Raw genomic sequence first — 26410 nt, forward strand, 5'->3', positions numbered from 1 at the left:
ATTAATGATGGCTTGATGTAGTTCGCTGACTCAACACCTGCGCAAGCGCGACCAGCAAACGATCGATCTCACGCTCCGTGATGATGAGTGGGGGAACGAAGCGCAGAACCCGATCGCCGGTGCAGTTGATCAACAACCCGCGGGCCAGACAATCGGCAACAACCGCTTTCCCGTCGATCTCCAATTCCATACCCTGGAGCAGACCAAGGCCGCGCACGTCCTTTACGCAACGCTGCCGGTCCTTCAGCACGGCCAACCCTTTGGCCAAGGTCTCGCCCATGCGCCGTCCCTGGTCCAGAATTTTCCCGTCCAGCAGCACTCGCAATACCGCCAGCGCGGCCGCACAGGCCAGAGGATTACCGCCAAAGGTCGAGGCGTGGGTCCCGGGAGAAAAGGCCTTCGCCACAGTGTCCGTTGCCAGACAGGCTCCGATCGGAATGCCACCGCCCAGCCCCTTCGCCAGGGTCATGATGTCCGGCTGCATCCCGAACTGCTCATAGCAAAATAGCGTGCCCGTGCGCCCCATGCCCGTTTGCACTTCATCGAAAATCAGCAACACATCGCGCTCCCGGCAGAGGTCGCGCAAGCCCTGCATATAGCCCCGATCAGCCACATGCACCCCGCCTTCAGCCTGAATGGGCTCCAACATGACGGCGGCGGTTTTCGGCGTGATGGCGCGCTCGACCTCCGAGAGATCGTTGAAGGTCACATGCGAAAACCCCGGCACGAGCGGAGCGAATCCCTTCTGTACCTTCTCCTGACCGGTGGCGGTCAGGGTGGCCATGGTGCGCCCGTGAAAGGAGTTCGTCATCGTGACGATCTCGTAGCGGTCTGCTCCGTACTTATCGTACGAATACTTTCGGGCCAGTTTGATCGCCGCTTCGTTCGCTTCCGCGCCGCTGTTACAAAAGAAGACTTTCTGCGCAAACGAATGTTCGACCAGGGTCTGAGCAAGCCGCACCTGCGGCTCGGTATAATAAAGGTTCGATGTGTGGATCAGGTGCTGCACCTGTTTTTGAACCGCCAGCACCAGGTCCGGATGTCCATGACCGAGTAGATTGACCGCAATGCCGGCCACGAAGTCGATGTACTCCCGGCCTTCCAGGTCGTAGACCTTCGAGCCACGTCCCCGCACGATCGAAATCGGCTGGCGCGTATAGGTGTTCATCAAGTACTGTTCGGCGTTGAGACGTAACTCACCCGTCGGCATGGCACACCTCTCCCATCGTGAGTCGGCGAAGCTACCATAGGGCACAGGTGAAAGCAACCGAACGAACGTCCGTCAGCGGCTCCTGGCGCGGCCGGCGGTCTGTTTCGAACCCTGGCGCGTGCGGAGGGCCGCCCTTGACGGGGAGAGACGGCGGATGGGATAAGGTGATCGTATGAAATCCTGTTCACAATGCCGACAAGAAAACCGGGACGATGCCCGCTTTTGCCACCAATGCGGCGGCGCCTTCGCCGTGGAAAGCCGGGAGACAGTGGTGGAGGCCGACTCGGCACCTTCGCCGCAGACGGATGCAGAGCTCTGGAAAGCCTTCATCGGCCCCAATGCCGACCGCTACCTGGAGACCTTCAAGAAATTCACGGGGCCGTCCGGGCCCAAATTCGCCTTGACCTGGCACTGGCCAGCCTTCGTCTTTGAGCCCTTCCTCTGGTTTCTTTACCGGAAGATGTACGTCTACGCGCTGATCTATGCCATCGGCCCGGCGATGGCGTTCTATATCACCCAGGACCTCTCCGCCGACATCATCTGGCGTGTCATTGCAGGCGCCAGCGCCAACTATATCTATTTCTGGCATGCAAAAGAGCAGCTTGCCAAGATCAAAGGCGAACGGGCCACGGGTGGAGAAGCCAGACAGCAGATGTTGGGAGAATTAGGCGGCGTGCAGCCGTACGTCGTGTGGGTCGGCGTCGGCCTCCTGGTCCTGAAGATCGGCCTGGTCGTCGCCATGTTCAAGGACGGACCGCCTGACGGGTCGAAGAATCCTCCCGCCAAACCCCACCCCGCCAGCGTCACGCACGTCTAAATCGATCGCGACGATCGATCCGCACATTCCTTACCCGTCAGAGATTCGCTGCCGCTGCCACTCGATCCAGGACACGAACCAGTCAAAGTCCTGCTGGTAGGCGGCCCCGCTGAGATCAGGCGCGGCCTGGGTCTGCTCCAGTTGCGTGTAGGTGCGCGGCCAATTCTTTTGCCACCAGGACTTGAGCTCGTCCGGGCCGTAGGGCTGCCCGTTGGGATTGGTGATGCCGGCTGCCGCGCAGAGCCCGGCCACAAGCGGCCAGTAGCGATCCTTGCCAAGACCGACGCTCCGGAAATGTTCGCGGAGCAGGAAGACCACCCAGAGCTCGGCGCTGTTCTTCTTGTTATGTTTGAAAGGCTGCGTTTGTCGCAGTGGAACCGGGTCGAAGGTTTTGATGACCGACGTGTAATCCGGACCTCCGTAGCTCCCCGCCGACTCGGCAATCCCCTGCAGCATGTTGGCGAGCTCCACCTCGACGACCGGCGAGCGGGCCGGGCTGTGGTCAGGGTCTCCGGTACTCAACGGATTGGCCGCCGTCAGCAATTCAATCAACGGCTTGAGCTCACGCAACCGAACGGCGGCGGCTTTGAGAATCTGCTCGGACTCGAGCCAGTAATCCGGATCGCCCTTGGAGGCCCGTTCCCGCCCGGGCGGCGGCAACACAACGGGAATCCAGTAGCGCACCAGCACAAAGAGCACGTATTCAACCTCGCCACCGGCCTGCGCCACACCAGCCAGCGCCTGACTGACCCCGAGCGCCCTCCGAAAAAAGGCTTCGACCCTGTCTTCGACCTGCAGGCGCCGTCCCATGGCGCGCCACCACTCCTGCAATGGGGTCCAGTCTGAGGGGGAACGTTCCGTCATCGATGCGCTCCGACGTGAGGAGAAACCGGCGGCATGGTACTGACTGCCTGATGTGATTGCAACTCACCACCACGAAGCCACGGCAGGCATAAATGGGCTCATCCCGCTTGACAGGGCGAAGGGGAAATCGCATAACCTGTCAGGAAACCGTTCCATCCTTTCGGACAAGGAGACGAGGCACGATGAGCAAACTGGTTCTCATTCGTCATGGCGAGTCGCAGTGGAATCTGGAAAACCGTTTCACCGGCTGGGTGGATGTCCCCCTCTCCCCGAAAGGCATCGAAGAGGCGAAGGCGGCAGGAAAAAAACTGGCGGGGTTCACATTCGATCGCGCCTTTTCGTCCGTGCTGGCCCGCGCCAACGAAACGTTGCGCCTCGTCCTCGAAGGGATCGGACAGGCCGGCATTCCCATTGAAAAAGACAAGGCGCTGAACGAGCGCATGTACGGAGAGCTTCAGGGGCTGAATAAGGCCGAGACCGCCAAGAAGTTCGGAGATGAACAGGTGAAAATCTGGCGGCGGAGTTACGATGTACGGCCACCGGGCGGAGAAAGCTTGAAAGACACAGCGGAGCGGGTGCTGCCCTATTACGACAGCCGCATCAAGCCCTACGTGCTCAAAGGAGAAACGATCCTCATCGCCGCCCATGGAAACAGCCTGCGCGCGCTGGTGATGCAGCTCGAGCAGCTGACCCGGGAGCAGGTCCTGGAGCTCAACATTCCAACCGGAGCCCCGCTGCTCTATGAGCTCGACAACAACGGGAAGGTGCTGTCACACCGGTATCTCTAACAGGAAACAGGAGGGCGCGGCCGGCAGCCTACACGCACTGGCTCAGCAACTCCTGGTACTTATCCAGAGGCACCAGATCAGGTAGGAGCACGAGCAACTTCGGCCGATCCTCCGGCTGAATCAGGCCCTGATTTTCGAGCAGATCTGAGATTTCCTCGGAGGCGGCGATGGCGCCGCCTTCGTAATCCCCCACCGGCGCATAGAGTGCGCGCCGTTCTTCCATTTCGACCAGGTAGTCCTCCCACTTCACCGACTCAAGCTTAAACGTCGCAGCCCAATCCGCCTGAATCAATTCCAGCACCCGCTGAAACAGGACCTCGCGGTACTTCCGTGGAATGTGGGCATTGACGGCCGCATGAACCCAGTAGAGCGTGAAAGAGAGGAGCTCTCGCGTCATCGTCTCCTCATGTTCTTCCTGGCCCTCGATGCCATATTCGCTCAACAGCTCAACGGAAAGCCGGCGTGGAATCAGTTTGTACAAGGCGTCGGCAACTTCGGCCGGCGTCATGGCTCCTTTTGGCATACTCATCCTCCCGAAAGGGGTCTCAGCATACTGGAGCCCCGCGCGCATTGACAACCCTGGACGGTGAACTGCCACGCGGCGTCGATTGCTTGTCCGCCGGAAAGGCCTATGCTACATAGAGCCTCATCACCGTGAGACGCAGAACCATGACACCTATGCGACCCGCTCGAGCACTGTTCATTGGCCTCGCCTTCCTAGGCATTCTCTGGGCTGCACCGGCCACAGCCGCAGAGGTGCAGGAGCCACGCTGGGGCTTCAGCACCGATCTTGGCCTCTGGAGCGGCACCACCAACGACACCACCTTCGCACTCGGCTTCGGACTCGATTACTACATGGACCAGAATTTTTCGTTCGGCGGGATGGCGCTCTTCACCCCGGTCGGGGACCTGACACAGATCGGCATCGCGGGAGTCGCGAAGTATCATCTTCGCCTGAATAGCGGATTCAATCTGGTGCCGTTCGCCGGACTAGGCATTCTCCACGCTGACCTCAATCGAGGCAGCGGCCCGACCAAAGTCGATCGCAACGACACGAGTCATTTCATTCCCCTGGGCATGTCGCTGGAATATCAGGTCGGTCCCAAAATCGCCTTCTCGACCACCCTCATGGTAAACCTGCACCACATCACCCTCTCACCACCCGTACTGAACGACAACACCAGCGTGGCACTCCTCTTCGGTATCCGCTGGGGGCCGTAACGAGGCCACAGTGAACGACAGCTCCGGCGAACTGCACTGAGCGTGTCGAAAATTTGAGTACCGCGAGAACGGCGCCAGAAGCACATCCAGCACTTCAGTTTCGGACTCCACAGCCGCTCAAACGGGTGTCCAGCGAGGCCGCAGCGAAGCGAGGAGGCGAGGCGTACCCTTGCGGTACGTTGAGCCCAGGAGCGAGACGAGAACGAAGCTGGGGAACCGTTTCAGCAATCCCGCGGATGTTCAAACGGGTCTTGCGGCAAGGCCGCAGCATGTGAAGGCCCGAGTCGTACTTGAGCGCAGTACGTTGAGGGTCTGAGCGAAGCGAGAACGCAGCCGTAAGCCCGTTTCAACATCCGCTAGGCGGCTTGGGCGGGTCGCCATCGCAGGCCGACATGCAACAATTCCTGCAGCAGGTCTTTGTAGGCGAGGTCGGCTTTTCCAGCCGAGTCGGCAAAATCTTCGCCGCTGGCGATCTGAGGATTGGGATTCGCTTCGAGCACGTAGACGTGACCGTCTTTGTCCATTCGCATATCGATGCGGGCGTAACCACTCAGCCCCAATGCACGATAGACGCGCTTGGCCAGGTGCTGGATATGATCAACGACTCCGTCCGGAAGATTCCTCGCTTCGCACGAGCAGATGCCGTACTTATCCTGGTATTTGCGGCTCCACTTCACCCGCTCCGTCGCGATGCGGCGGGCCTCGTCCGGCATCTTATCCATCACCAGCTCCCAGACCGGGAACACTTGCAGGTGCGCATTGCCCATCACCCCGACGTAGAGCTCGCGTCCTTCGATGTACCGCTCGACCAGGGCTCCGGTGCCGACATTGTCATGGATGAAGGCCACCCGTTCCCGCAGCTTCTCATCGTCATCGACGATCGAGGCCTGCGAAATTCCCAATGAAGCCTCTTCGCTGATCGACTTCACAATCAACGGGAAGGGCAGGTATTTGGGTCGCCGCACCATGCGATGCAAGGGCACGACCATGAACTCCGGGTATGGAATACGATGGTAGGACATCACCTGCTTCGCCAGCGCCTTGTCGCGCGCCAGCATGAGGCCGCGTGGATTGCAGCCGGTATAGGGGATGCGCATCAACTCGAGGTAGGACACCACGTTCTGGTCATAGACCGCCCGCCCGTCGAACTCCTCCAGCAAATTAAACGCGATATGGGGTTTCCAATCCTCGACGGCCGCACGAATCACTTCCAGATCGCTCTTGACCCCGAGCGGCTGCACCTCATGGCCGAGTTTCCGAAGGGTCGACACGACATCGTACTCGGTCTTCCAGGCCGCTCCTTCAAGATCCTGCCCGTTCAGTTGGTCGGGGGGCACAAGATCCTTGTGCATCAACACAAGCACGCGCAATCGTCTCATAGTGCCACCTTGTGCCGGCCGCTGTGCAGATAGTTCATGGTCTGCACCGTCAGGAGAATCGCAAAATCCAGCTTGGCCTGCTCTTTATGCTGGGTCAGATGTAATTTCGACGCCTGACATCGTTCGATCATGCCTTCCAACACCTGATCGATGGTGTACTGATATTCGCCGGTCCATTCGGCGACCCGGCGACGGATTTCTTTCCTCGTGCGACGAAGAAATTCGGCGGCGCTGGGATTTTTCGCATGGGCCGGCCCGTCGGAAAACAGCTTCTTCAAATCCGTATCGTACGACGGCGTGCGGCCGATCCCGTAGTGCTTCCGCTTCTCCTCGTAGTGATCCCGGAGGGTCTTATAGATGCGCGGGAGCGGATCCAGCAGTTGCCGTCCAGTGACGACCGGTGTCGTCCCCGCCAACTCGCCCATGAGCCGATCCATGAAATCCAGCTTCTTCATGACCGGCCAGCCTCGATACCGTTCCTTCCAGAGCGAATGCGGATCGAGCCACACGGCAAAGGTTTCCGCGAAGTCTTCATCCGGATGACTCTGGGCATACCAGACATCCAGATGGCGCACGAAACTCCGGCTATAGGGACGCGGCGTGTAGTATTCGGGGTAGGGCTGGGACGAACGTCCGAAGAGTTTCTGTCGACGGCGACGACGACGGAGCAGGTAGGCGTTTTCAATGGCGTGACCAGCCTCGTGCCGGAGGATCCGCATGCACCAGTCTCTGGTGCCGCCTTCCACTTCCAACATCTGAGTCGCTTCCAGTTTTGCCAGCCGGGGATGCGCAAGATAAAACGGCACGGCAATGCCGGGCACACCGTCCGGCGTGAACCATTCGTCGGAGATCCAGAAGTGTGGCCGGAAGGTAAGGCTGCGCGCCTCCAGCTCGCGAGAGAGCTGCGCGATGGGCTCTTGATAGAACGTGCCTTCGAGGCGCAGGTCCAGATCGCACATGCGTAGATCGAGCAGCTGTTCGTCGCTCCACTCCCCCCAAACCGGGGCAGGCTCGGTCGCACCGATGCCTTGTCCTCTATGATTCTTTGTCCGCCCCATCGTCCAATCACCAAAAAGCCCCGATCGGCGCCGTTTTGTTCTGTTTCAACTATAGCAGCTCATGGAAATTATGCAGGGTGGTCCCACTCGACTAACGATACGCCACTCAGGGAAAACCCGCGGATGGTCAGCCGGTCGAACCAGCCACCTCATTCTTGGACTGGAGAGAATGCCGGTTACGGATTACAGGGCGGACAGATGATCGAGCAGCTGGGGCACTCCGGCCCAGATGTGGTTGATAACGAACTGCAGATAATCCCGCGATTGATCCGGCTGATCCCGCCAGTCTGGGATGATCTCATGTACGTCCAGAATCGGCTGGTCGATTCCATAACAGACGTGATTGAAGAGAGGGACCTCGCGCCCGAATTCCCCGCGAATCCATGCCTGATGGTTCCCGCCCATGGCAATGACGACGGCGGTCTCCTCGATCAAGTCGCGCGTCAGTTTCCGCTGACGGTGACGGGACGGATCGACCCCCTTCTCAAGAAGGCCGGCCAGGACCACGGGATGGATCTCCTGCGGTGACGCCTCGATGCCGGCAGAGCCGATCAAGTACCCGGCCCGTGAGCCGAGATAAGCCTTCAACGCATATTCGGCCACGAGGCTTCTGAAAATATTGCCCGAGCACACGAACAGAATCGACGTCATCGCCTCAACCTGTCAGCCTGAATGCCTCCGGTAACGGCTATCCCAATCACGGCCCCGGTTGCGCTACAATGCCCGACCATGCAGCCTACAATGATGCCACCATCCGCAAACCCCGTGCAGCCGACCAGACCCTCCGACGAGATCGAACGCATGCAAACCCGCCTCTGCCGCCTGGTGGGACAAGCCATTGCCGACTACCGCATGATCGAGGACGGCGACAAGGTCATGGTGTGTCTTTCCGGCGGGAAAGACAGTTACGGGCTCCTGGAGATCCTGTTGTCGATCCGCAGCCGCGCGCCGATTCATTTCGACATCATTGCCGTCAACCTGGATCAGAAGCAACCGGGGTTCCCCGCGCATGTCCTTCCGGAGTACCTGACCAGGCGCGGCGTGCCCTTCCACATTGAAACGCGCGATACCTACTCCGTCGTCAAACGCCTGATCCCCGAAGGTCAGACCACCTGTTCACTCTGCTCGCGCCTCCGGCGGGGCCACCTCTACCGACTGGCCACAGAACTGGGCGCCACCAAGATCGCCCTCGGCCATCACCGCGATGACATTCTGGAAACGCTGCTGCTGAATCTGTTGTTCACCGGCAAGATGAAGGCCATGCCGCCCAAACTGCGCTCCAAGAGCGGCCGACATGTGGTCATCCGCCCCCTGGCCTATGTGAAGGAAGCCGATCTGGCGCGGTACGCCGCATTGCTCCGGTTTCCGATTATCCCCTGCGACCTCTGCGGCTCACAGGAAGACCTCAAGCGGAAACAGGTCAAGGCTCTCCTGCAGGACTGGGATCAACGGTTTCCCGGTTCCAACGACAGCATGTTCGCCGCTCTGGGAAACATCGCACCGTCGCTGCTGCTGGATCGAAGCCTGTTCGACTTCTCATCCCTCAAGGCAGAGGCCTGCCCGACAGATCCAGCCGCGAGTGATTCTGAAGACGATTTACTCTAGCCCGACGCGCTGCTGCCTAGAGCAGGCTGTGGAAAAACCCGTTTGGCAGGCGAACACTCAGATGATCCACATCGAGTGGCATAGCAGAAGAATACCCCGCAGGATGCGAAACATCACTGGAAGGGATCGCGGGAACAGTACCGGAAGTCAGACACGCTGGCGGAGATGGGTGCGCCGGCCGCAGCGCAAGCACCGATAGGGATAGTAGCCGATCAGGAAGAAGAAAAAATCCAACAGGCCCTGGCGGCGGGAACGTTTCGTATACCCTGAACATTTGCCGCAATACGACATCGTACACTCTCACTTGGTGAAGATCCGGTCCACTGTTTCCAATGGCCCGTATTTGGAAGGAAATATCCTACTGAAACATCCTAGGGCCATGCAAGTCTAGTTTGCACGACGCGCCCGTCGTTACTCGGCTACGGCATTCGTCTCAATGTGACACGATCCCGGTTGCTCGATCAGTGCGCAGTGGTGCCAGACAAGGCAAAGTGCCGGACTCAGCCCGGCTAGGTTCGACGGCGGAGACGAAACCGGTAGACGCAAATGGTGCAGCGAAATGGGTAGAACCCGATGAGATGCATGAAAAAATCCCGCCAACCATGACGGGTCACTCGCTTGGCCTCACCTGAACACATTGGACAATAGACCATGGACTGTTGCGGCGCGCCTTTCTCCGTCGCATCGGGTAAGATGACCGAGGTGCGCGGGGACGTGAGTGTGAATCAGTTTGCTACGGGGACGCAAGTCCCATCGAAGGAGGCCGGCCGGCGACATGAAGCGGTCCACACCATCCCGCCGGCCCGGAGCCGAACCCCCGCTGTGGTCGATCGCGGCCGCAGCCGGCGTAATCATCCTCACCCCGATGTTGTTGTATTCCCTTGCGCCGGAAGGGCCGATTCGTGAGGGTGATACCGTCTTCTCCAGCGGAGCCCACAAGGTATCGCTCTTTGAACCCGACCGCTACCGGCAGGCAGGCTACGAGGCGACCTGCATGCTCGATCCGAAAGACCCGCTCATTGTGACCCATTCTCCCTCAGAAGATGAGTCGGGCGAGGTGATCATCGCCCAGGTCCAAGGCAAAAACACGATCGAGTGGCCGTTTTGCCCGCCGCAAGCGGAGCTACTCGTCAAACGACACCACATCACGCAACAACCCAGCATCCTTCAGGACATACGGGACGGACTGCTGCGCCTGTTCAAACCTTCGTAGCGACAGAACCATACTTGCCCGGCGTTACGCCTTGAGCAACGACGCATAGCGCTGACGAAACTTGGCCACTTTGGGGCCGACGACGTAGGCACAGTACCCCTCAAACGGATTTCGTGCAAAATATTCCTGGTGATAGGCTTCGGCCTCATACCACCGGGTCGCCGGCACGACTTCGGTCACAATCGGATTGGGATAGACACGCTCCCGCGTGACGGCAGCAATCACCTCCTGAGCAATCTGCTGCTGCTCCGGGGAATGATAAAAGATGCCGGATCGATACTGCGTGCCGATGTCGTTGCCCTGCCGATTGAGCGTCGTCGGATCATGAATCACGAAAAATACGTTCAAGAGATCACGATACGTCACCAACCGCGGATCGAACGTGATCCGCACAGCCTCCGCATGCCCCGTGCGCCCGCTACACACCTGCTCATATGTGGGGGCATCCACCTGCCCGCCGATATATCCCGACTCGACCGACTGCACCCCTTTCACCTGGTCGTATACGGCTTCAAGACACCAGAAACAGCCCCCTGCCAATGTGGCGATGTCCGTCGTTTCCTGCCCCATATTCCACCTCGTCGTTGACTCGCACCGGCAGGCTAGGCCTGCCCTCCATTCCACCACTCCCGCCCTTCACGCTTCAACAACGCCTCTGCCTCCGGTGGCCCCCAGGTTCCACTCGGATAATTCGGGAACGCCGCCGGTCCGGGAAGGGACTTCCACACGTCGAGAATCGTTTGCACGACAGCCCAACCCAGTTCGATATTGTCCGCACGTTGGAACAGCGTCGCATCCCCGGCCATGGCATCGTGCAAGAGGGTCTCATAACCGGTCTGGGGAGCGTTGCCGAAATAATCGGCATACTGAAAGTCCATGTCCACCGTGCCGATCCGGACCGTCGGTCCCGGCACCTTGGCATCGAAACGCAGGGAAATGCCTTCATCAGGCTGGATTCGGATCACGAGCACGTTCGGAACCAATCGATCCACCTGAGTTTTTCTAAACAACATGAACGGCGCTCGCTTAAACTGCACCACAATCTCCGTCAACCGCCTGGTCATCCGCTTCCCGGTCCGGAGATAAAACGGGACCCCGGCCCAGCGCCAGTTATCGATGAAGAGCTTCATCGCCACATAGGTCTCGGTCATCGACTCAGACCCCACATGCGGTTCCGACCGATACCCCATTATCGCCTTCCCGTCGGACGTGCCCGGGCCATACTGCCCGAACGAAACAAACCGCAGCACGTCCAGCGAACTTAACGGGACGACCCCGCGCAACACCTTGGCCTTTTCGTCGCGTACGGCATCGGCGGCAAAGGAGTTGGGCGGTTCCATCGCCAGAAAGCAGAGCAGTTGCAGCAGGTGATTCGGCACCATATCCCGCAACGCGCCGGCCTGTTCATAATAGCGGCCCCGATGCTCCACTCCGAGACTTTCCGCAACGGTGATTTGCACATGGTCGATGTACTGGCGATTCCAGACCGGCTCGAAGATGCCGTTGGCAAACCGGAAGACCAGAATATTCTGCACCGTCTCTTTCCCGAGATAGTGATCGATCCGGTAGATCTGCCGTTCCTGCAAGACTCGTTGGAGCTCATGGTTCAGCGTCCGCGCCGATTCCAGGTCATGTCCGAACGGTTTTTCGATGACGACGCGACGCCACGTGCCCTCACGTTCGACCGTCAGGCCATACTCGCCCAGATGCGTCACGATTTGCCCGAACAGACCGGGGATGGTGGCCATGTAAAAAATATAGTTGCCCTGGGTACCCGCGGACGCATCGACCTGCTGTAACAACTCGTTCAGCCGTCGATACGTGGCGCCCTCCTGGAAATCCCCGGCCAGGTAATGCACGCGCTCCGATAACGCCTGCCAGACCGATCGATCCACGGTCGCCGGCAGATAGTCGCCCATCACCCGATCCAACTTCTCGCGAAACTCCGCCGTCGTCATCTCGGGACGGTCCAACCCTACGATGGCGAACCCCTCCGGCAAAAAATGGCCGGCCATGAGATTGTAGATCGCCGGAATCAGTTTCCGCTTCGCCAGGTCACCATCGATCCCGAAGATGACCATGACGCAAGGAGTGCGCAGCTGGGGGAGGTCCATCAGAGGTTCCGCGCTCATCGCTCTGGCCGTTCAATCAGCATGGGGGCATCCTGCCTGATCCCTGCTACAACCGCAACCTCCTCAGCGGGCTCATGACGGTTCTGCCATTTGAGTAGGCGCCCGGCCTGCCCCGTGATACTCATGGAAGGGACGACACACCCGACAACCGGACAGGCACCTCCAACATGCCGCTGCCATCTCCGCTGTTATCTGCTCCTGCTATCCAAGTCCCGCTTCGCGGATTGAGACAGTGGTGGACCTTCGCCGCACTCTGCGGCATGCTCGCCATGATGGCTGACGCCGGATTCGTGAGCGGCACGACGCCTCAGCTCACTCCCCGGGACGTGCACATCGACGTGCCGGCCGAGAGTCTGTTCGGCTCCCTGCCCGTCAACCGGGGGCTGACGGTTTCCATTCAGGTCCCGGAACCACCGGTCAGTCGCGGAGAACCACTCGTCGCCGTCTTTGAAACTCCGTCCTCGGCACCCTATGTAGTCCCGTTGGAAATCGATCATTCCCGGCATCACTATTCCGCCACCGTCGACCTCGGTCGATTGTCAGGCACCATGGGCACTCCCCCGAAAGCGACCGCCCTTCAGGTGGTCATCGGCCGCCGGCAGGGGTTACACGTGGAAGCCCTTGTGCGTCGCACCGTCGTCGTCACCCTTGCGATTCCGGGATACGCCGATCACCGGCCAACCCGGGCCGATCTCGCCAACCACATGGCCAATGGTTCAGGGCCTCCCCGAAACCAACCAGCCGACCTGGCGTTGCTGGACGGGCGAGTTGAAGAGGAGGAATTAGTCGGGAACGGAGGACTGCCACGGCAGGACGGCTATTGGAAAATGCTACAGGAGCTGATCCGCAAACGAATGACGGATGGAGCGACGGCCCAGCGAAGCAGAGATGTCGGGCGGATACCGGGCATCGGGTTCCGGCTGTATGCCAACGGCGAGGCTCAGTTGATCGAGGTCGAACGTAGTTCAGGGGATCTGGAACTCGATCAGGCGGCGGTGCTGGCCGTCGTCAACGCCCATCCCTTTCCTCCGTTTCCCTCCGGAACCAACGACACCCACGTCGACGTGCATGTCGAGATTCCCGGCCTTCCCCGTTAGAACGGCACCGGGTCTCAGCGGACCCCGGACGCGCTAATTATTGTGCGTCCGCTTCAGCCAGTCGATAAAGCGCTGGAGCCTCATCTGCTCCTCGTCGTGCACGTGCACAAACACCAGTCCAAAGCCTGTGGCATTCGTCCAGCGCACTTCGGCGACCTCGACCGTCATGGGCTCATACGGAGCCGGAAACTCGACGTGGAGGGAGAGACAGGCCCGTGCAGGGAGCGACTCCTCGCTCACGACATGGCAACCTTCGTTGGACAGACTTGTGACCAACCCGCTTCCGGCAATGGCATTACCCGAAAACGTGAGCGGCACTTCGATTTCATAGCGGGGACTATCGCGACGCTCCACATGTGCCTTTCAAAAGATCAGGGATCTGGACTCGATCCATAAAAATGTCCGGAAATGGATACGCTGTTCCGCTCCCGAAATCAACCGTGCTGTCCGGGGTATCACGAGCCTGCGCACCGGCCCTGTTGCCGTTCGAGGCCTGGACGATCAGTCGGTCGGCGTATCGCTTAGGATACAAGGCCGTATCTCTTGTGACAGCCTGAATCACCCCGCCCATGGCTGAAGCAACCAGGCACCCTTGAACCATCGAGAGATCCAGTCCGGCATGCCGCCCGCTCCCTGAAAGCCGGTTCCTGCTTCGGCTGGCATGAGGGTTGCTCAGTACAACAGTACCAAAGCTCGCTCGACCCGAACTGACCCCTCAGAGGGAGACGTCTCATGGAGCACCTATCGGAGATTGTGATTACCGTCGTAGCCTTCGCAGCTTTGATCGGGCAGTGGATGACAGACCTCCGCAGCATGCCGAACAGGAACCGCCCTACAAGCCCCGAAGAGCAGTGAGACCGCTTTCCATCACCGCGCAAGGCCTCAGAGGCCGGGACGATAGACCAAGCGCTTCGTCACCCCGATTGCGCCCCCTTACAGACCCGCCGGTAGCATTCTGGCTGTCATCGCCCTTGTCCTCATCCCGTTCCCTGTGAGCATCCCCCTGTCGCTGTGGCTGACAGGCCGGCGCCATTTCTCCGACAGTCCTGACCTGCCACCCCCTCCCCACGACCGGACATCCTAACCCGGACTATTCGTGAATGCCGTCGCGAGGCGTTCGAGACGGAAGCCCGCCGAGGCTGCTCGCACGTAAGGCCGACGCAGGCGTACTGGCAGTCCGTCGAGGAGGCCGAACGAGAACCGCCTCGCCGGGCGACAGGATCGGACGCCGGAGCAGGGATTCATGAATAGTCCGGGTTAAGAGTTTCCCCGACTCCACAGGGTATTTGGCTCAGTTTGGAGCAGTCCCGCTAAAGTTCAGGAAAAACCCTGCCGAAAAGGTCCATACGCCCTCAGGAACGAGGGCCAAGGCAAGGAGGCCTTTATGGACATGGATCTTCGTTCATCCACTCGGGTCGCAGTGACCTACCCTGTTCGCCTGTCGGGCGACTCGATGATCGGCCAGGGAACCCTCATCAACCTCTCCGGACCCGGCTGCGCGGTTGAAACCACGCTGCCCGTCCAACCGGGCGACTACCTCGAACTCCATGTGATGGCGCCGGATCAGGCGCGACCGCTCACGGTGGGCCTCGCAAAAGTGCGCTGGGCCACCGAGAAAAAAGCCGGAATTGAATTTATCCGGGTGCGTCGGGATGAGCAGAGCCGCCTGCAACGCCTGATCGGCCAGGTGCTCGAAGAGTCGACCATGGAAGCCAGCACGAACGGGCACGAACTGACCGCTGCCTAATCAGAAGACATCGGGCAACTCAGCGAAGAGCGCGATAGGATAAGAAGTCGGGAGATGCGGGGGATAGAGCTCAGTGCCCTGCCGGATCCTTGGCGGAATCGGCCATCCGCTTGACGATAATTTTCCGGCCCACGGTCATGAGGGTGAAGGACGTCGCAAACGCGATCGGAACGAAGATCGCCGTCGCCACATTCGCATTCTTCAGCCAGCCCATCTCGTAACAGGCCTTCAGCACGTAACTTCCCAAGCCCGTCAGGTAGTAGGTAATCACGATCACTGACAGACTCTCGACCGTGCGCTGCAGGATTGCCTGGGCCCGCGTGGTGGAGTCCACACTGATCAGCAGCTTCATGTTCTGATCCTGCAATTGGATATTCTGCTCCTGCAGCCGCAGTTCGATATGCGTCCGAAGCACGGCCACCGTCGCTTCAAAATCCTTCTCCATGGCATCGATACGCCGGAGCAACTGCTGGTAGCCCTCGGTCACGCCGGTGATTTTCCAGCTCACATACTCTGAGATCTGCCGGAGCGGCGGGTAAGGTCGCTCCTGCAACGCCGCGAGGTTGCTCTGCACGATGCGGTCGTACGGCACCGAGGCGGAGAGCCTGTACCGCATCGACTCCGCCAGCCGGCTCACCTGTAAGAGGTCTTGGGTCAGGACCGTCAGCCATTTCTGCATGGTCGGCGGGGTCGTTCCGCCGAGCTGCTCGATCAAGACGGCCCGTTGATAGAGATGTCGCTGCTCATAGTCATGGATTTGATCGACGGCGCGTGAAAACGCCTTCATCGGCAACATCACGAGGTGGTAATAGTTCTCGATGGCAACGATCGTATCCACGATTTTGGCGACCTGTTGCCGAAGCGCTTGTTCGGAGGTCGAACAGATCAGATACCGTTCCCGGTCGAACTCGTCCGGCGTGAAACTCGTGACCGCCACGATGTCGTCGCCCAGGATACGGCTGCCATAGACCATGGCGCCGGGCAGCCGCGCCGGAAGTTCCTGCTCCAGCGGCAGCTCTTGCGGCAAAAATAACAGGTCGAGCGCATTCACGCGGATGCCGAGCGGGCTCAGCGGCATCATGTAGCCGGGAAACGTGATCGGCCCGAAATCGAGCGGGGTGGTCGCGTCACGGACGACATGCCACACCTGGTAACTGTAATACTCCGTGTGGGCTTCCCACACGACGACGAGACGGTCACCGTTGGTCGCGACTTTAAACCCGTAGCCGAACCGGTCCTCGATGGCGCCTTCGGAAATCTCCAGGGCCTGCAGGAGCTGCTGGAACTCCCGGCGGCTATTGGGGCGTTCCACCGGCGGATTGGCCATGCGATACGCCACATGGTGAATATGGGCCGGAACACCGAGCCACTGCGGGAGATACTGTTTATTGGATTGATGGATCCGGTTCAAAAATCCCGGCGGGCGGGAATCTGTTCCGGAAGGCTCCACGTGATCCGTCATAACACCCGGCGCTCCGTCACTACTCATCTTCCTCTTCAATGTCTTCGATGCCTTCGTAGCTCACATCCCCTTCATGAATGGATGTCGCCATCTTTTCACAGGCCGACTCAATGATCTCTTCAGCCTCTTCGGGTGAATCGGCTGAAATCAAGAATTTCACGGTAATTCCAAAGCGCTGGTTCACAATCGTACTCCTTCGGCGAATTAGGGGGCAGAAAGTCTGTCACCTGCTGTGGCTCAATACCATAAGCTCCCGCGTATTGTCACCCTTCTGTCTCACCCCAAGGAAACAGAACCCGGGCGAACGGGACGACCCACCCCCCGGAAACTGGTCCGACGGCTGTTGAAGAAGACGCTCGCAACGGTTTTAGAGGTGTGGGCGGCAGATCCGGCTCGGAGGGAAAACAATGCGGAATCGGGGGCAGGAAGGGGAAGTCGAGCTGGCTACGCGGCGCCTGGAAACCTGGTCCCGACGCCCACTCGCGGGAAGGCGCCGGGACCGCTCGATTATTTACGCAGCAACATGTGGCCGCGCCGATTCTGTTGATGGCAGGCCTCGTCGTGGTCGGCACAGAAGGGGCGATCCTTGCCATACGAGACAATCGCCACCTGCTTCGCATTGACGCCCAGATCGACCAGGAAACTCTTCGCCGCCTTGGCTCGTTTTTCGCCGAGCACCAGGTTGTAATCGTGGGTCCCACGCTCGTCGCAGTGCCCGGAGATCTTGAGGAGCGCCTTGGGATTCTCCTTTAGCCAATCGGCGTTGGTGGTCAGGGACGCCACGCCGTCGTTGTCCGACACGCTGTATCGGTCGTATCCGTAGAAGACATCTTTGAGCCCGGCTTCCATCGCCGCAGCTTCTTCCCGTCGAATCTCGGCATACCACTTCTCATCGCGATCGACCGGCACCAACATATTGCCGATATTGCTCCGGCTGAGTCGCTCTTCCCCGGAAATCTGGCCGTTCACCAGCGGCGAGAATCCACGCAGCTTCCCTCCCTCCGACTCCGTCATCCCCTCTTCCCGGCCGAGGGAAGGATACTGTCCATCTCGCGCACCGTCGCGCTTCGCATACTCGCTCCCGGAACGGCCCTCCTGAGACATGGACTGATCATCGGAGCCCGACTGAAACCACTTCATATTGCTACAGCCTGGTGCCGCTAACAGAACCATTGCCATTCCGCCCATCATCAGTTGCGATGCGCCACGGTACTTCATGAACCTTACTCCTTCACGCTGGGGTGTAACGTCTGCCTGACGTTACAAATATAGCACCGGCATAAAATTCCTCAGGATTCCGCATGGGCGAGCCATAAATCATCGTCATTTCGTGCAGTTATCTAGCAAACTCCGGGTGACACCCGCCCGTGACAACTGAAATAAATCGCCTATTTTCAGGCATTCTGAGAGGCAATCGTGCGGAGCGTGGCCAACAACGCGGAAACATGACCTGCTAGGAGAAGCAGGGGATGAACTGAGGACAGTAGGAAGCTATGAATGTGGACGTGAGAGGAAGATGTCTGTGCTGCTTGGTGCGCCCGGAGGGACTTGAACCCCCAATCCTCGGATCCGAAGGCGGACAAACTACATTAGAGACAGACAGCGATCAGGGAGGACAGATGGACATGTTCTCTTTATAGAACAAGGGCTTTTGTGTCAGACCATGCGGATGAAGGACGACTGAGGCATACCTGTGATCGTGGCCAAAACCGGGACCGAACCGTGACCAAAACCGTGACCAGATTCCGCCATTATAGTACGAGCGCGCTCCCTGATCTTTGTCCGTGTGAGACGCTGTAGACAGACAGTAGGCCAGATGCTAGCAATGCAAATTTACAGCTCGACCGAGGTCCTCAGAGGGGGCAGGGATGACTGCGTTCGCTCCCCCCTGTTGGGACTGCCCAAGATTCCCGATCGAGAACAAAAGGAGAGGAACCGGTAGCCAGTGAACAGCCACCCACAAGGAGATTTTCGTTGAGATGCCACTTATTCAAGAGGCATCTGCGCCGGCCCCTGCATCAGTACCTGTTGCGCAACAGACACCGATGCGACGCCTTTATGGTTCTCGATGATCTTAAATGCCCCCGTCCCAGCAAGCGTCAACATGCAGGCATGATGAACGGACAGCACAGCATCCTGAAGACGCTGGTCGTCTTCCAGCATGAGTACTTTGAGCCCCATATCTCTACAACGGTTTGGAGATAGATGCCTCGCATGCGATTTCGTGAGTGCGTGATCCCCTAGTTCTTTAACGATGCGCTCTGATTTCGCGTTTCTGTCGCTGTCACTACTAAGCATTCCCGTGACAAGCCACTCTCTCGCCATCTCGTTTGACCATTGGATAGCCTTCTCGCATTCCCCAATGAGGGTCGGCGAGTACTTAGCGATGATAGGTTGCCAAACAAACGCTCTGCTTTGGTCGGCTTTAATTTCGGCGTGCGCACGGTTGAATTCCTCGACAACTCCATGCGCTGCTATTCCGCCAAATTGAGGATCGATTGGTCCCAGACTCGAGTGCTTGCCCATAACAATTTCCTTGCACGCACAGGCGATCATTGTACCTGCGGACATCGCAAGCTCAGGCACGATGGCTCGAATATCGGAAGCAAACATCGACCGGAGATATACGACAAGAGACTCGGTTGCTGCAGTCTCGCCGCCCGGCGTATGGAGAATGAGATCGAGTCCCTTAGTTCTGTCGAGTCCGTGAATCACGGTCATGAAGCCATTCTTGTCGGCATCACTAACCTGGGTCCCGAGGAGCTTTGGCTTTTGAAGCCAGCCAGAATAGTAAATGATGACGTTTCTACGGGTTACCTTGGAAAGGGTCTTGAGCCTCTCGCGCCGAATAACGTCGAAAGTTGATCCACGTGCTTTGATCTCTTGAAGGAGGCTATGCCAGGTGGGCATCGGTCGTCTCCTCCAAGGGAATGGTCGTCGTTTCAATGCGGATAAAAACCTGCGGAGAGGGCGGCGGGTCTGCGGAGAAACCCATTTCTGATGCTCCTGTACGTCCCCAGGTCTCTTTTGTCATACCCATCTCACAGAAGGCTTTCTCGATCTCCTCAATTGTGCGGGTTTTCATCTCGTCACCTCCGACGTACCCAATTTTCCCAGCTTATCAGTGCGGGCCTGCATAACACCATCGTCATGCTGCAGAGCATAAAATGATTGTTGGGCTTCAGCAACAATTTGATCGTATTCTCCGAAAAATACTGAGACTCCAGGTGAGAAAGACCCTAGAGGGTATCCTGGAGAACAGCGATCAGAGACTCGAAGGCTACACCTTTCACCAAACAATTCCCTGCATATAGTCCGGCAGTAGAAATGTATGCGTTCTAAGAAAATCTATTAGTTTCAATGCATCAATACGCTCAACCTTGTAGTTGGTTGAATGTAAATTTTTAGGGTTGAGGTCGAACAAAAAAAATTTGTCAACCTCCGTAGGCACGTCGACTGATGCAAGATGAGTTTCCCCGCTCTTTACCTGTACATACGCACGCTTGCCTTCCGAGTTCCGAAGTACAAATTCTGTAAGTGGGGTTGAGCGTTTGGCTGTACTTGGGACGAGGTACCATCCCATTTCAGCTTGCAGGTACAACGCGACCAAATCCTCTAAGTCGTCGTGCCCTATGGCAGAGAGTGACACTTTTGCCGATTTGAAAGCAGAATTTTCAAATGCCTCGCCGGTCAACTTCTCCCAAATGGAAAGGCTCATATGAATGACAGCATCACGTTCCCTCTGAATTTGAGAAATGGCGGAGCCACGCCCAGCATAGGCATTCTTGACAGGACCAGGAACTGTGTCCGCAGGCCCAACCTTTTTCCATCGGCATTTTCTCACCTGATAAAGGTCAAACTCTTTAAAATAGCCTGAATTCTGATATCTCCATGGGCCTTCTACTTTGCCCAACCAGTAGATATCTCCCTTAGCACGGCACCAAACAAAATCGCCTGGTTGCATTATCACGGCCAAAGCCCTGTGCGCAGAACGGGCTGCGGGACCATTTTTGGGATCCGTTGTAAGTGCCTCTCCGTAAACCTTAGGATCCTGTAAATTGTCAGATAGTGAGTCGCAGTGCCAGCCAATACCAACCCAAGCATTGACGAAACAAAATTCTCTTGCTCGATCGACTTTATGATGGTCCTTGTCGAAATCCTCCCGGCCTGATTTCAAAGGCATTTTCCAGACTCTTCTGTCGTCTACTTCCATACTAATCTCCAAAACATAGCTAACATTTCGCAGCTTACCCCTAACCGACTACGACTAGAGCCATCTGAGCGGAATGCCGGAACGACTTATTTTTGGAGCAATGTCTGGATTTAAAGAAAGGAGAAGCAGTTTGACTGACTCTTGATTCAGATCCGCATTTATCGTTGGTCCAATCATTAATTCAACTACAGGAAAAGCATAACCATACGTATCTTCGAGAGATAACGCGATCGCCTTGTCGAGCTGAACGGTATAGTACGGGATTATGTTTCCGTCGTAACTCCGAAATTTTGGGAGATCATTACCCCTATGAGATGTCGGCGAAGCACTGGCAAAGTGAACTAAGCGCCATTCACGCTCCTCTTTAAAATCTGGATGTTTGAAAGAGAACATCAGCTCACCTATGGTTGAACTGAAGGCTTGGCACAGAGCTGGAAGGAATGAACTTTCGGTCTCTTTGAGATTCAATAGTTTATTTTCATCATTATCGAGAACGCGCAGAAACTCTTTTATGACAGAATCAATCACCGTCACCTGCTCGGATTCACCATACATAACTCTACGCAAAACACAGTGCCTACTCAGAAGACGCAATAGATGAAAAAAATCAAACCCAATAGCATAGCCACCACCGCGACCTCTGTATGCTCGCCATTGACTAAGAAGATTCCCTTCCTCGCAGAAGGAAGCCGAAAAGACAGAGTACCCAGCGTGAAAAGGATCAAAACTCGTCCCAATCCGTCGAATAAAAGTCTTCTGAATGTCGCTCAACCCTGGAGCCTCCAGCTGCAGGGCCAGCCTCTTCTCTACGAGTGCTTTAGAATATTGCAATTCCGATAGATCGTTCATGTACCGCAGATCGGTCAGCCAAATACTTTTGCTACTAAGTATTCCGATTAGTCCATCTGCCGAAGTGTAATGATAGAGCACATGCGGCACCTGCTCATGATGCCGCGACCATGCTCCCAAAACATTTTGGATTAGGTCATCTAACAGCTTCTGTTCATTTTCAGTTAGCTGCATTGTCTGCCGAGTGCATAATTTCAACGCCTATACGATAATTTTCTATAGCCATACCAAGTAGATACAGCGCACCATTGTCGAGGCCAATTGCACCTGCGCTGTTACCTGGCTGCGTAGTTAGGGTAAGCATTGATATGTTTGGCGCCTTATTATCGTTCGCCACGCCAAACTTGCTTCTGTCCGGATGCAGTATGATCGGATATCCAGACTCAGAGAAGAGAAGGCAGGAAACAGAAAGTTCATATTCACGACCGCCTGGTGTGCACTTCAAATCGAACCAAATCCTACCGCTTTCCTTATGAACCACTGATGTTCTATTTCTACCTCCCAACGCCACATAGTCTGCAGCATTGTGAAGCGTGACCGCATTGTTGGTCACACAGGCAATAGGTGATCGGTCCTGCTGGAATAATTCCAGACTTATGCCAAGATGGCCCGTTTCTATATTACGAGCGACGAAAATTATCTGTTTACCATTGCACACAATAGGTTGAGCCACATTTCGATACAAGATACCGCCAATCAAGGCCTCATATTGTGCTGCTGGTATCCAAGACATGATGAGCGCCGTCTTCTAAGGTCGGGACGCAATAATTAAAAGGGAGAAGTTAGTCTAGAATCCTGCTGATCCTGGAAGCCAGACTATAGCGCCCTTAAACATTAATTTCGAGGCGTCTTACAGCGGAATTTCGTTAATTTAAAGACCAGTCCGCTCTTGATCGATCGGCGAACTTAAGCGAAGTGTCGTCCTACTTTGACCATATAGATCAAGTGAAGCGGGGGCTGCGCCCCCGATCCCCCCGGCCGTCCGGTCCATTGGTCCGGAACGGCCGGGCGGCCTCGTTGGGCGGAGTCTTTGCGTGACCAATCTCACCATGGTTTCAGTATCCCTGTTCTCTTCTCTGTCTGTGTAACCAACAATCACCCCGGACGGCCGCCAAGCTGACGCATCGCCGCCTGGTACAAGGAAGGACCATTCTTTCCTCTCACCCGTGACGGACGTGGCCGGGTGAGAGGGCGCGACTGATCTGATCGATTATCGTGAGGCGAGACCGCTCGCACTCCCTCACGTGAGAGCGAAAGCTAGAGGCGAACACCGAAGAAAGTGATTGCTGGTGAGTCCGGAGAGATTTAAACCCTCAGCCCCGGATTCGAAGGGGAACACACTGCTATTGAAGACTGAACATGAGTAGGAGTGAGGCAGCCATGCTCGCGTGACAAATCCAGAGCTTCACAATGAACCGATGCACTCAGTGGCGGGCGAGAGAGCTCTCTACGTAACGGTGTCCAACACCGAGGCCAACACGTTCTCACACATGTGAGACGACCTGACACAATTACTCGAACAGGTCGGCATGTGAGCCGGTACGCTCCAGGTACAGGAATTCATCATCGGTTCTGTAAATCAGGAGCCAGTCGGGAGCAACGTGGCATTCCCGGTGATGTTTCCAATTGCCGGAGAGGGCATGGTCTCTATTTCTGACGGGCAAAACCTTTCGAAATTGTAGGAGGTCAATGATGTCCTCGAGGTCGTCGATATCCTGCCCTCGTTTTTTGGCTAGGAGTCTGTCCGAGGCATCCTTCGTTGCGAGGCGAAGGAGCGGCTGGTAGATGCGAGGCTGCAGGCGCGAAACAACCGGAGGCGTATTCACGGGAATACGTTGAGGATTGTTTCGGGCCGAGAACGACGCAGATGCCGGCAGCTCGTTTGCCGCAGCAGAATGGCATGACTCGGACAGACTCCTACCTTCAGGTCTTTGAGAAACCGAGAAGTGGGCTTGAGGATGAGCAAGGTTTATACGCCCGTATGGTTTCTGAGGGCGCGGAAGGTCTTAAAGGAAGGGAGTTTCTCCGGCTTGTTCGTTTCGTCCAGGGCGGCAATGGTCGTGGCGTTTGGAACGGTGACAGGGAATGGAATTCCCTGATGGAGTTCGACCTGAGCATAGAACAGGCGGATAGCTTCGGCTTCAGTGAGGCCCAGGCGATCGAAAATCTTCACGGCTCTCTTTTTGAGGCCTCCATCGATACGGGTATTAATCCGGTGTGACTTTGATATGTGTGCAGCCTTTCTCATGCGTCCGAATGTACGCCATTTGTCGTACAAGTCAATAATGATAGCCGGGAGATCCGCCGCTGGCACCGCGACATTGAGACGACGCTTCGGTATGCCCACCTTGCCTCAGCCCGCATTATTCATGACGGTTCGTCGCGAAATCGCCGAGTCACGTTGGGAGACCGGCGCGCGGAGCCGGGAGGACCCAAGGCGTACTCGTGCAGTACGTCGAGGGGCGCACGGCGCGATGAATACAGAGCGCCACGTCTGTGCGCGCCGCCGAGTTGGTGAGGCGGCCGGACCGGAGGGGCGAGCCCGCCGGCCGAAGGCCCGTCGCAGCAGTGAATCGGCGATTGCAGCAGAAGTGCTCATGAATAATGCGGGCTACCACATCTTCGAGACGCAGTGAATCGAGGGAGTCTGGCTGGAACCGTGACCAAAACCGTGACCAGTGAAGAGGAAGAACGGCAGAGGGAGATGCAATCTATTGATTCTATGGTGCGCCCGGAGGGACTTGAACCCCCAACCCTCGGATCCGAAGTCCGATGCTCTATCCAATTGAGCTACGGGCGCGCGCCGGTATAAGAACCATGTTACCGAGGGGATGTCAAGAAACGCGGAGCCCAACGGTGACGGACACAGGCAACAAGCTCGATCTTCAGCCGGTTGACCCACGGGGTATCAGCTGCAGAATGCGTGAGGCGACCTCGGCAGTCGAGACGCCGTCGGTGGACACGACGTGGTTGGCGGCCGCCTGATACTTGGGTGTGCGCTCGTTCAACACGTCCCGTATTTCCTCCGTGAAGGACTTCGTGCCCGTCAATGACGGGCGCTGGGTATCACCGCCGATCCGACGCGTGATCGTCTCCACGGTCGCGGTGAGCCAGACCAGTGTCCCGGTTCGTCGCAACGCCTCCACATTTTCCGGCCGCAGAATGGCACCGCCGCCGGTATCGATGATCAGCTGGTCCCGCGCAGCAAAATCACGGCAGACGGCCGACTCCAAGTCGCGAAAATGCTCCCACCCGAACTGTTTGACGATCTCAGGCACGGACAGTTGTGCCCGCTTCACGATCTCGGCATCGGTCGACACCACGGTACGACCCAGCTTGCGCGCCAGCACCTTTCCGACCGTGCTCTTGCCGGTCCCACGGTATCCGATCAACACGAGATTCATGCGAGGATCCATGCCCTGACACGAGGATGTTGTGCGGGTTCCTGCTGCGGGAGGCCGACCGCTGTCCTAACCAAAGCGAGACTCCAGAACCCGTCGCATGACATCGGCCGGGGCCGGCTGCTTCGTCCACAGTTCGAATTGCAACACGGCCTGGTTGAGGAACATCTCCAAACCGGAAATCGTCCGGCAGCCGGCCGCCTTTGCTTCCTGCAGCAGCTTCGTTTCGCGCGGATTGTAGACAATGTCCATCACCGTCAGTTCGGGCCTGAAGAGATTCGTCGGCACACAGGACTCCTCCACCCGAGGCGACATCCCGACCGGCGTGCAGTGGATCAAGGTGCGCACATGCGGCACCCAGTTCCGAAGCGTGTCGAGCGTGAGCGGACCATCCTCGATAGGGATGTTCGTCTTCTCTCGCAAATCCTTTACCAATTTCTGCCGCTCAACCTCTTCGATTCCCAGGATCGTCAACCCGGCGATGCCCGTCCCGGTCGCCAGCGCGAAGGCAATCGCTCGGGCTGCGCCCCCGGAGCCCAGGATCAAGACCCGATGCCCGTCGAGCAACGCCCCGCCTTCTTTCAACGCGCGCAACGCCCCGGACGCGTCCGTGTTGTAGCCCTTGAGCTTGCCCTCTTCCACGACGATGGTATTGATCGCTCCGATATGCTTGGCGGTGGGCTCGACTTCATCGAGGAACGGAATCGCCGCCACTTTGTGAGGAATCGTCACGCTGAATCCTCGCGCATTCCCCAAGGCCCGCACCCCTTTCAGCGCATCGCCGAGGGCTTCCACCCGAAACGCCAGGTAGACCAGATCCAGCCCCATCTTCTGAAAGGCCGCATTGTGAATCGCCGGCGAGAGGGAATGTTCGACCGGATTGCCGATGATGCCGCACCATTGAGTCTGAGTCGTGATGTCCATACGCAAGAACCTTCTACTTCTTGAGTGCGACGTTCAGGGCCACATACTGAGATCCTTGCACCTGATACATCACCGCCACATGATCGTCTTTCTTCAGATCCTTCACGGCCTTCGCCCCACCGTCGAAATGGGTTTTTTCATTGGCAACGAAGGTAAACCGGCTTCCTCCGCCGTCTTTCTTGACGGCGAATTTTCCGGATGTCGCATCCACCGACACGATCGTGCCCACGAATTCCGTCCCACCTTCCGCTCGCACTGGCTCCACGCTTGATTCCAGCAATCCTGACAAGACGGCAGCCAAGAAGAGAGCCGGAACCACAACTGCGCTCATACGTGACATGCCACTCATGATCGCCTCCTTGCTTCCGGCAACCAGGTGCCACAGCACTCTTCCCGAGTCGTTGCCCTCCGCTGCAGCAGAGCGGTCGCC

At 57.6% G+C, this 26410-nt stretch carries 30 protein-coding genes and 1 tRNA gene; 8 read left to right on the plus strand and 23 right to left on the minus strand.

Annotation, left to right across the window (positions count from 1 at the left end):
- Window position 1: 1 nt before the first annotated feature.
- Entirely contained in the window at window positions 2-1210 is a 1209-nt protein-coding gene (locus tag H8K11_00330; GenBank protein ID MCS6262178.1) for an acetylornithine transaminase, read from the minus strand.
- 172 nt (window positions 1211-1382) lie between these two features.
- On the opposite strand from H8K11_00330, the gene H8K11_00335 reads away from it, so the two are divergent.
- Window positions 1383-2027 carry a DUF2628 domain-containing protein gene (locus H8K11_00335; GenBank protein MCS6262179.1) on the plus strand — a complete coding sequence of 215 codons (645 nt, stop codon included), beginning with the start codon at window positions 1383-1385 and terminating at the stop codon, window positions 2025-2027.
- A gap of 30 nt (window positions 2028-2057) precedes the next feature.
- On the opposite strand, the gene H8K11_00340 is transcribed toward H8K11_00335, so the two are convergent.
- Window positions 2058-2891, minus strand: a complete 834-nt coding sequence (locus H8K11_00340) for a hypothetical protein (GenBank protein MCS6262180.1) — start codon at window positions 2889-2891, stop codon at window positions 2058-2060.
- A gap of 182 nt (window positions 2892-3073) precedes the next feature.
- Between H8K11_00340 and H8K11_00345 the strand changes: the two genes are divergently transcribed.
- Window positions 3074-3679: a 2,3-bisphosphoglycerate-dependent phosphoglycerate mutase gene (locus tag H8K11_00345; protein MCS6262181.1), complete on the plus strand. Its 606-nt coding sequence runs from the start codon at window positions 3074-3076 to the stop codon at window positions 3677-3679.
- A 28-nt stretch (window positions 3680-3707) separates the two neighbouring features.
- On the opposite strand, the gene H8K11_00350 is transcribed toward H8K11_00345, so the two are convergent.
- Window positions 3708-4202 (minus strand): hypothetical protein, encoded by a 495-nt coding sequence (locus H8K11_00350; GenBank protein ID MCS6262182.1) that lies wholly within the window; start codon window positions 4200-4202, stop codon window positions 3708-3710.
- 155 nt (window positions 4203-4357) lie between these two features.
- Here H8K11_00350 and H8K11_00355 point away from each other — a divergent pair, with 155 nt between their 5' ends.
- Window positions 4358-4900 (plus strand): outer membrane beta-barrel protein, encoded by a 543-nt coding sequence (locus H8K11_00355; GenBank protein ID MCS6262183.1) that lies wholly within the window; start codon window positions 4358-4360, stop codon window positions 4898-4900.
- Between the two features lie 356 nt (window positions 4901-5256).
- Here the strand turns inward: H8K11_00355 and H8K11_00360 are convergent, their stop codons facing one another.
- The 3 genes from H8K11_00360 to H8K11_00370 all read right to left on the minus strand — a co-directional run bounded on the left by H8K11_00360 (window position 5257) and on the right by H8K11_00370 (window position 7988).
- Window positions 5257-6279, minus strand: coding sequence for an ATP-grasp domain-containing protein (locus H8K11_00360; protein MCS6262184.1), 1023 nt, complete (start codon window positions 6277-6279; stop codon window positions 5257-5259).
- Window positions 6276-7337: a putative zinc-binding metallopeptidase gene (locus tag H8K11_00365; protein ID MCS6262185.1), complete on the minus strand. Its 1062-nt coding sequence runs from the start codon at window positions 7335-7337 to the stop codon at window positions 6276-6278. Before H8K11_00365 ends, H8K11_00360 begins: the two co-directional genes overlap by 4 nt.
- Window positions 7338-7520: 183 nt before the next feature.
- Window positions 7521-7988: a low molecular weight phosphatase family protein gene (locus tag H8K11_00370; GenBank protein MCS6262186.1), complete on the minus strand. Its 468-nt coding sequence runs from the start codon at window positions 7986-7988 to the stop codon at window positions 7521-7523.
- A gap of 90 nt (window positions 7989-8078) precedes the next feature.
- Between H8K11_00370 and ttcA the strand changes: the two genes are divergently transcribed.
- Complete coding sequence (ttcA, locus tag H8K11_00375) at window positions 8079-8942, plus strand: tRNA 2-thiocytidine(32) synthetase TtcA (GenBank protein ID MCS6262187.1); 864 nt, start codon at window positions 8079-8081, stop codon at window positions 8940-8942.
- 775 nt (window positions 8943-9717) lie between these two features.
- Window positions 9718-10155, plus strand: coding sequence for a hypothetical protein (locus H8K11_00380; protein MCS6262188.1), 438 nt, complete (start codon window positions 9718-9720; stop codon window positions 10153-10155).
- 24 nt (window positions 10156-10179) lie between these two features.
- Here the strand turns inward: H8K11_00380 and msrA are convergent, their stop codons facing one another.
- Complete coding sequence (gene msrA, locus H8K11_00385; GenBank protein MCS6262189.1) at window positions 10180-10725, minus strand: peptide-methionine (S)-S-oxide reductase MsrA; 546 nt, start codon at window positions 10723-10725, stop codon at window positions 10180-10182.
- Window positions 10726-10757: 32 nt separating this feature from the next.
- On the minus strand, window positions 10758-12287 hold the full coding sequence (locus H8K11_00390; protein ID MCS6262190.1) for a glucose-6-phosphate dehydrogenase: 1530 nt from the start codon (window positions 12285-12287) through the stop codon (window positions 10758-10760).
- Between the two features lie 167 nt (window positions 12288-12454).
- On the opposite strand from H8K11_00390, the gene H8K11_00395 reads away from it, so the two are divergent.
- Window positions 12455-13384 (plus strand): cell envelope integrity protein TolA, encoded by a 930-nt coding sequence (locus tag H8K11_00395; protein MCS6262191.1) that lies wholly within the window; start codon window positions 12455-12457, stop codon window positions 13382-13384.
- A gap of 33 nt (window positions 13385-13417) precedes the next feature.
- Here H8K11_00395 and H8K11_00400 read toward each other — a convergent pair whose 3' ends face one another.
- Complete coding sequence (locus H8K11_00400; protein ID MCS6262192.1) at window positions 13418-13738, minus strand: PilZ domain-containing protein; 321 nt, start codon at window positions 13736-13738, stop codon at window positions 13418-13420.
- A 1030-nt stretch (window positions 13739-14768) separates the two neighbouring features.
- Here H8K11_00400 and H8K11_00405 point away from each other — a divergent pair.
- A complete protein-coding gene (locus H8K11_00405) occupies window positions 14769-15131 on the plus strand; it encodes a PilZ domain-containing protein (GenBank protein MCS6262193.1) in 363 nt (120 codons plus the stop codon).
- 70 nt (window positions 15132-15201) lie between these two features.
- Here the strand turns inward: H8K11_00405 and H8K11_00410 are convergent, their stop codons facing one another.
- The 10 genes from H8K11_00410 to H8K11_00455 form a co-directional block, all read right to left on the minus strand.
- Window positions 15202-16593, minus strand: coding sequence for a DUF3422 family protein (locus H8K11_00410; protein MCS6262194.1), 1392 nt, complete (start codon window positions 16591-16593; stop codon window positions 15202-15204).
- A gap of 19 nt (window positions 16594-16612) precedes the next feature.
- The gene (locus tag H8K11_00415) at window positions 16613-16777 is read right to left on the minus strand and encodes a hypothetical protein (GenBank protein MCS6262195.1); all 165 of its coding nucleotides are present in this window, start codon (window positions 16775-16777) and stop codon (window positions 16613-16615) included.
- 323 nt (window positions 16778-17100) lie between these two features.
- Window positions 17101-17811 carry an OmpA family protein gene (locus H8K11_00420; GenBank protein ID MCS6262196.1) on the minus strand — a complete coding sequence of 237 codons (711 nt, stop codon included), beginning with the start codon at window positions 17809-17811 and terminating at the stop codon, window positions 17101-17103.
- Between the two features lie 768 nt (window positions 17812-18579).
- On the minus strand, window positions 18580-19503 hold the full coding sequence (locus tag H8K11_00425) for a S49 family peptidase (protein ID MCS6262197.1): 924 nt from the start codon (window positions 19501-19503) through the stop codon (window positions 18580-18582).
- The gene (locus H8K11_00430; protein MCS6262198.1) at window positions 19487-19678 is read right to left on the minus strand and encodes a hypothetical protein; all 192 of its coding nucleotides are present in this window, start codon (window positions 19676-19678) and stop codon (window positions 19487-19489) included. Before H8K11_00430 ends, H8K11_00425 begins: the two co-directional genes overlap by 17 nt.
- Window positions 19679-19882: 204 nt before the next feature.
- Window positions 19883-20806: a hypothetical protein gene (locus H8K11_00435; GenBank protein MCS6262199.1), complete on the minus strand. Its 924-nt coding sequence runs from the start codon at window positions 20804-20806 to the stop codon at window positions 19883-19885.
- A 54-nt stretch (window positions 20807-20860) separates the two neighbouring features.
- Window positions 20861-21829 (minus strand): DUF2971 domain-containing protein, encoded by a 969-nt coding sequence (locus H8K11_00440; protein MCS6262200.1) that lies wholly within the window; start codon window positions 21827-21829, stop codon window positions 20861-20863.
- Entirely contained in the window at window positions 21816-22388 is a 573-nt protein-coding gene (locus H8K11_00445) for a hypothetical protein (protein MCS6262201.1), read from the minus strand. Before H8K11_00445 ends, H8K11_00440 begins: the two co-directional genes overlap by 14 nt.
- A 778-nt stretch (window positions 22389-23166) precedes the next feature.
- The gene (locus tag H8K11_00450; GenBank protein ID MCS6262202.1) at window positions 23167-23442 is read right to left on the minus strand and encodes a type II toxin-antitoxin system YafQ family toxin; all 276 of its coding nucleotides are present in this window, start codon (window positions 23440-23442) and stop codon (window positions 23167-23169) included.
- Window positions 23443-23624: 182 nt separating this feature from the next.
- Window positions 23625-23885 carry a type II toxin-antitoxin system RelB/DinJ family antitoxin gene (locus H8K11_00455; GenBank protein MCS6262203.1) on the minus strand — a complete coding sequence of 87 codons (261 nt, stop codon included), beginning with the start codon at window positions 23883-23885 and terminating at the stop codon, window positions 23625-23627.
- A gap of 244 nt (window positions 23886-24129) precedes the next feature.
- On the opposite strand from H8K11_00455, the gene H8K11_00460 reads away from it, so the two are divergent.
- Entirely contained in the window at window positions 24130-24291 is a 162-nt protein-coding gene (locus tag H8K11_00460) for a hypothetical protein (protein MCS6262204.1), read from the plus strand.
- Between the two features lie 87 nt (window positions 24292-24378).
- On the opposite strand, the gene H8K11_00465 is transcribed toward H8K11_00460, so the two are convergent.
- The 4 genes from H8K11_00465 to H8K11_00480 form a co-directional block, all read right to left on the minus strand.
- Window positions 24379-24455, minus strand: a tRNA-Arg gene (locus H8K11_00465).
- An 85-nt stretch (window positions 24456-24540) separates the two neighbouring features.
- Window positions 24541-25071 carry a shikimate kinase gene (locus H8K11_00470; protein MCS6262205.1) on the minus strand — a complete coding sequence of 177 codons (531 nt, stop codon included), beginning with the start codon at window positions 25069-25071 and terminating at the stop codon, window positions 24541-24543.
- A gap of 54 nt (window positions 25072-25125) precedes the next feature.
- On the minus strand, window positions 25126-25980 hold the full coding sequence (locus H8K11_00475; protein ID MCS6262206.1) for a shikimate dehydrogenase: 855 nt from the start codon (window positions 25978-25980) through the stop codon (window positions 25126-25128).
- A gap of 13 nt (window positions 25981-25993) precedes the next feature.
- On the minus strand, window positions 25994-26329 hold the full coding sequence (locus H8K11_00480; protein ID MCS6262207.1) for a hypothetical protein: 336 nt from the start codon (window positions 26327-26329) through the stop codon (window positions 25994-25996).
- Between the last annotated feature and the right edge of the window lie 81 nt (window positions 26330-26410).

Source organism: Nitrospira sp. (assembly GCA_024998565.1).
In the GTDB taxonomy this organism is placed as follows: domain Bacteria; phylum Nitrospirota; class Nitrospiria; order Nitrospirales; family Nitrospiraceae; genus Nitrospira_A.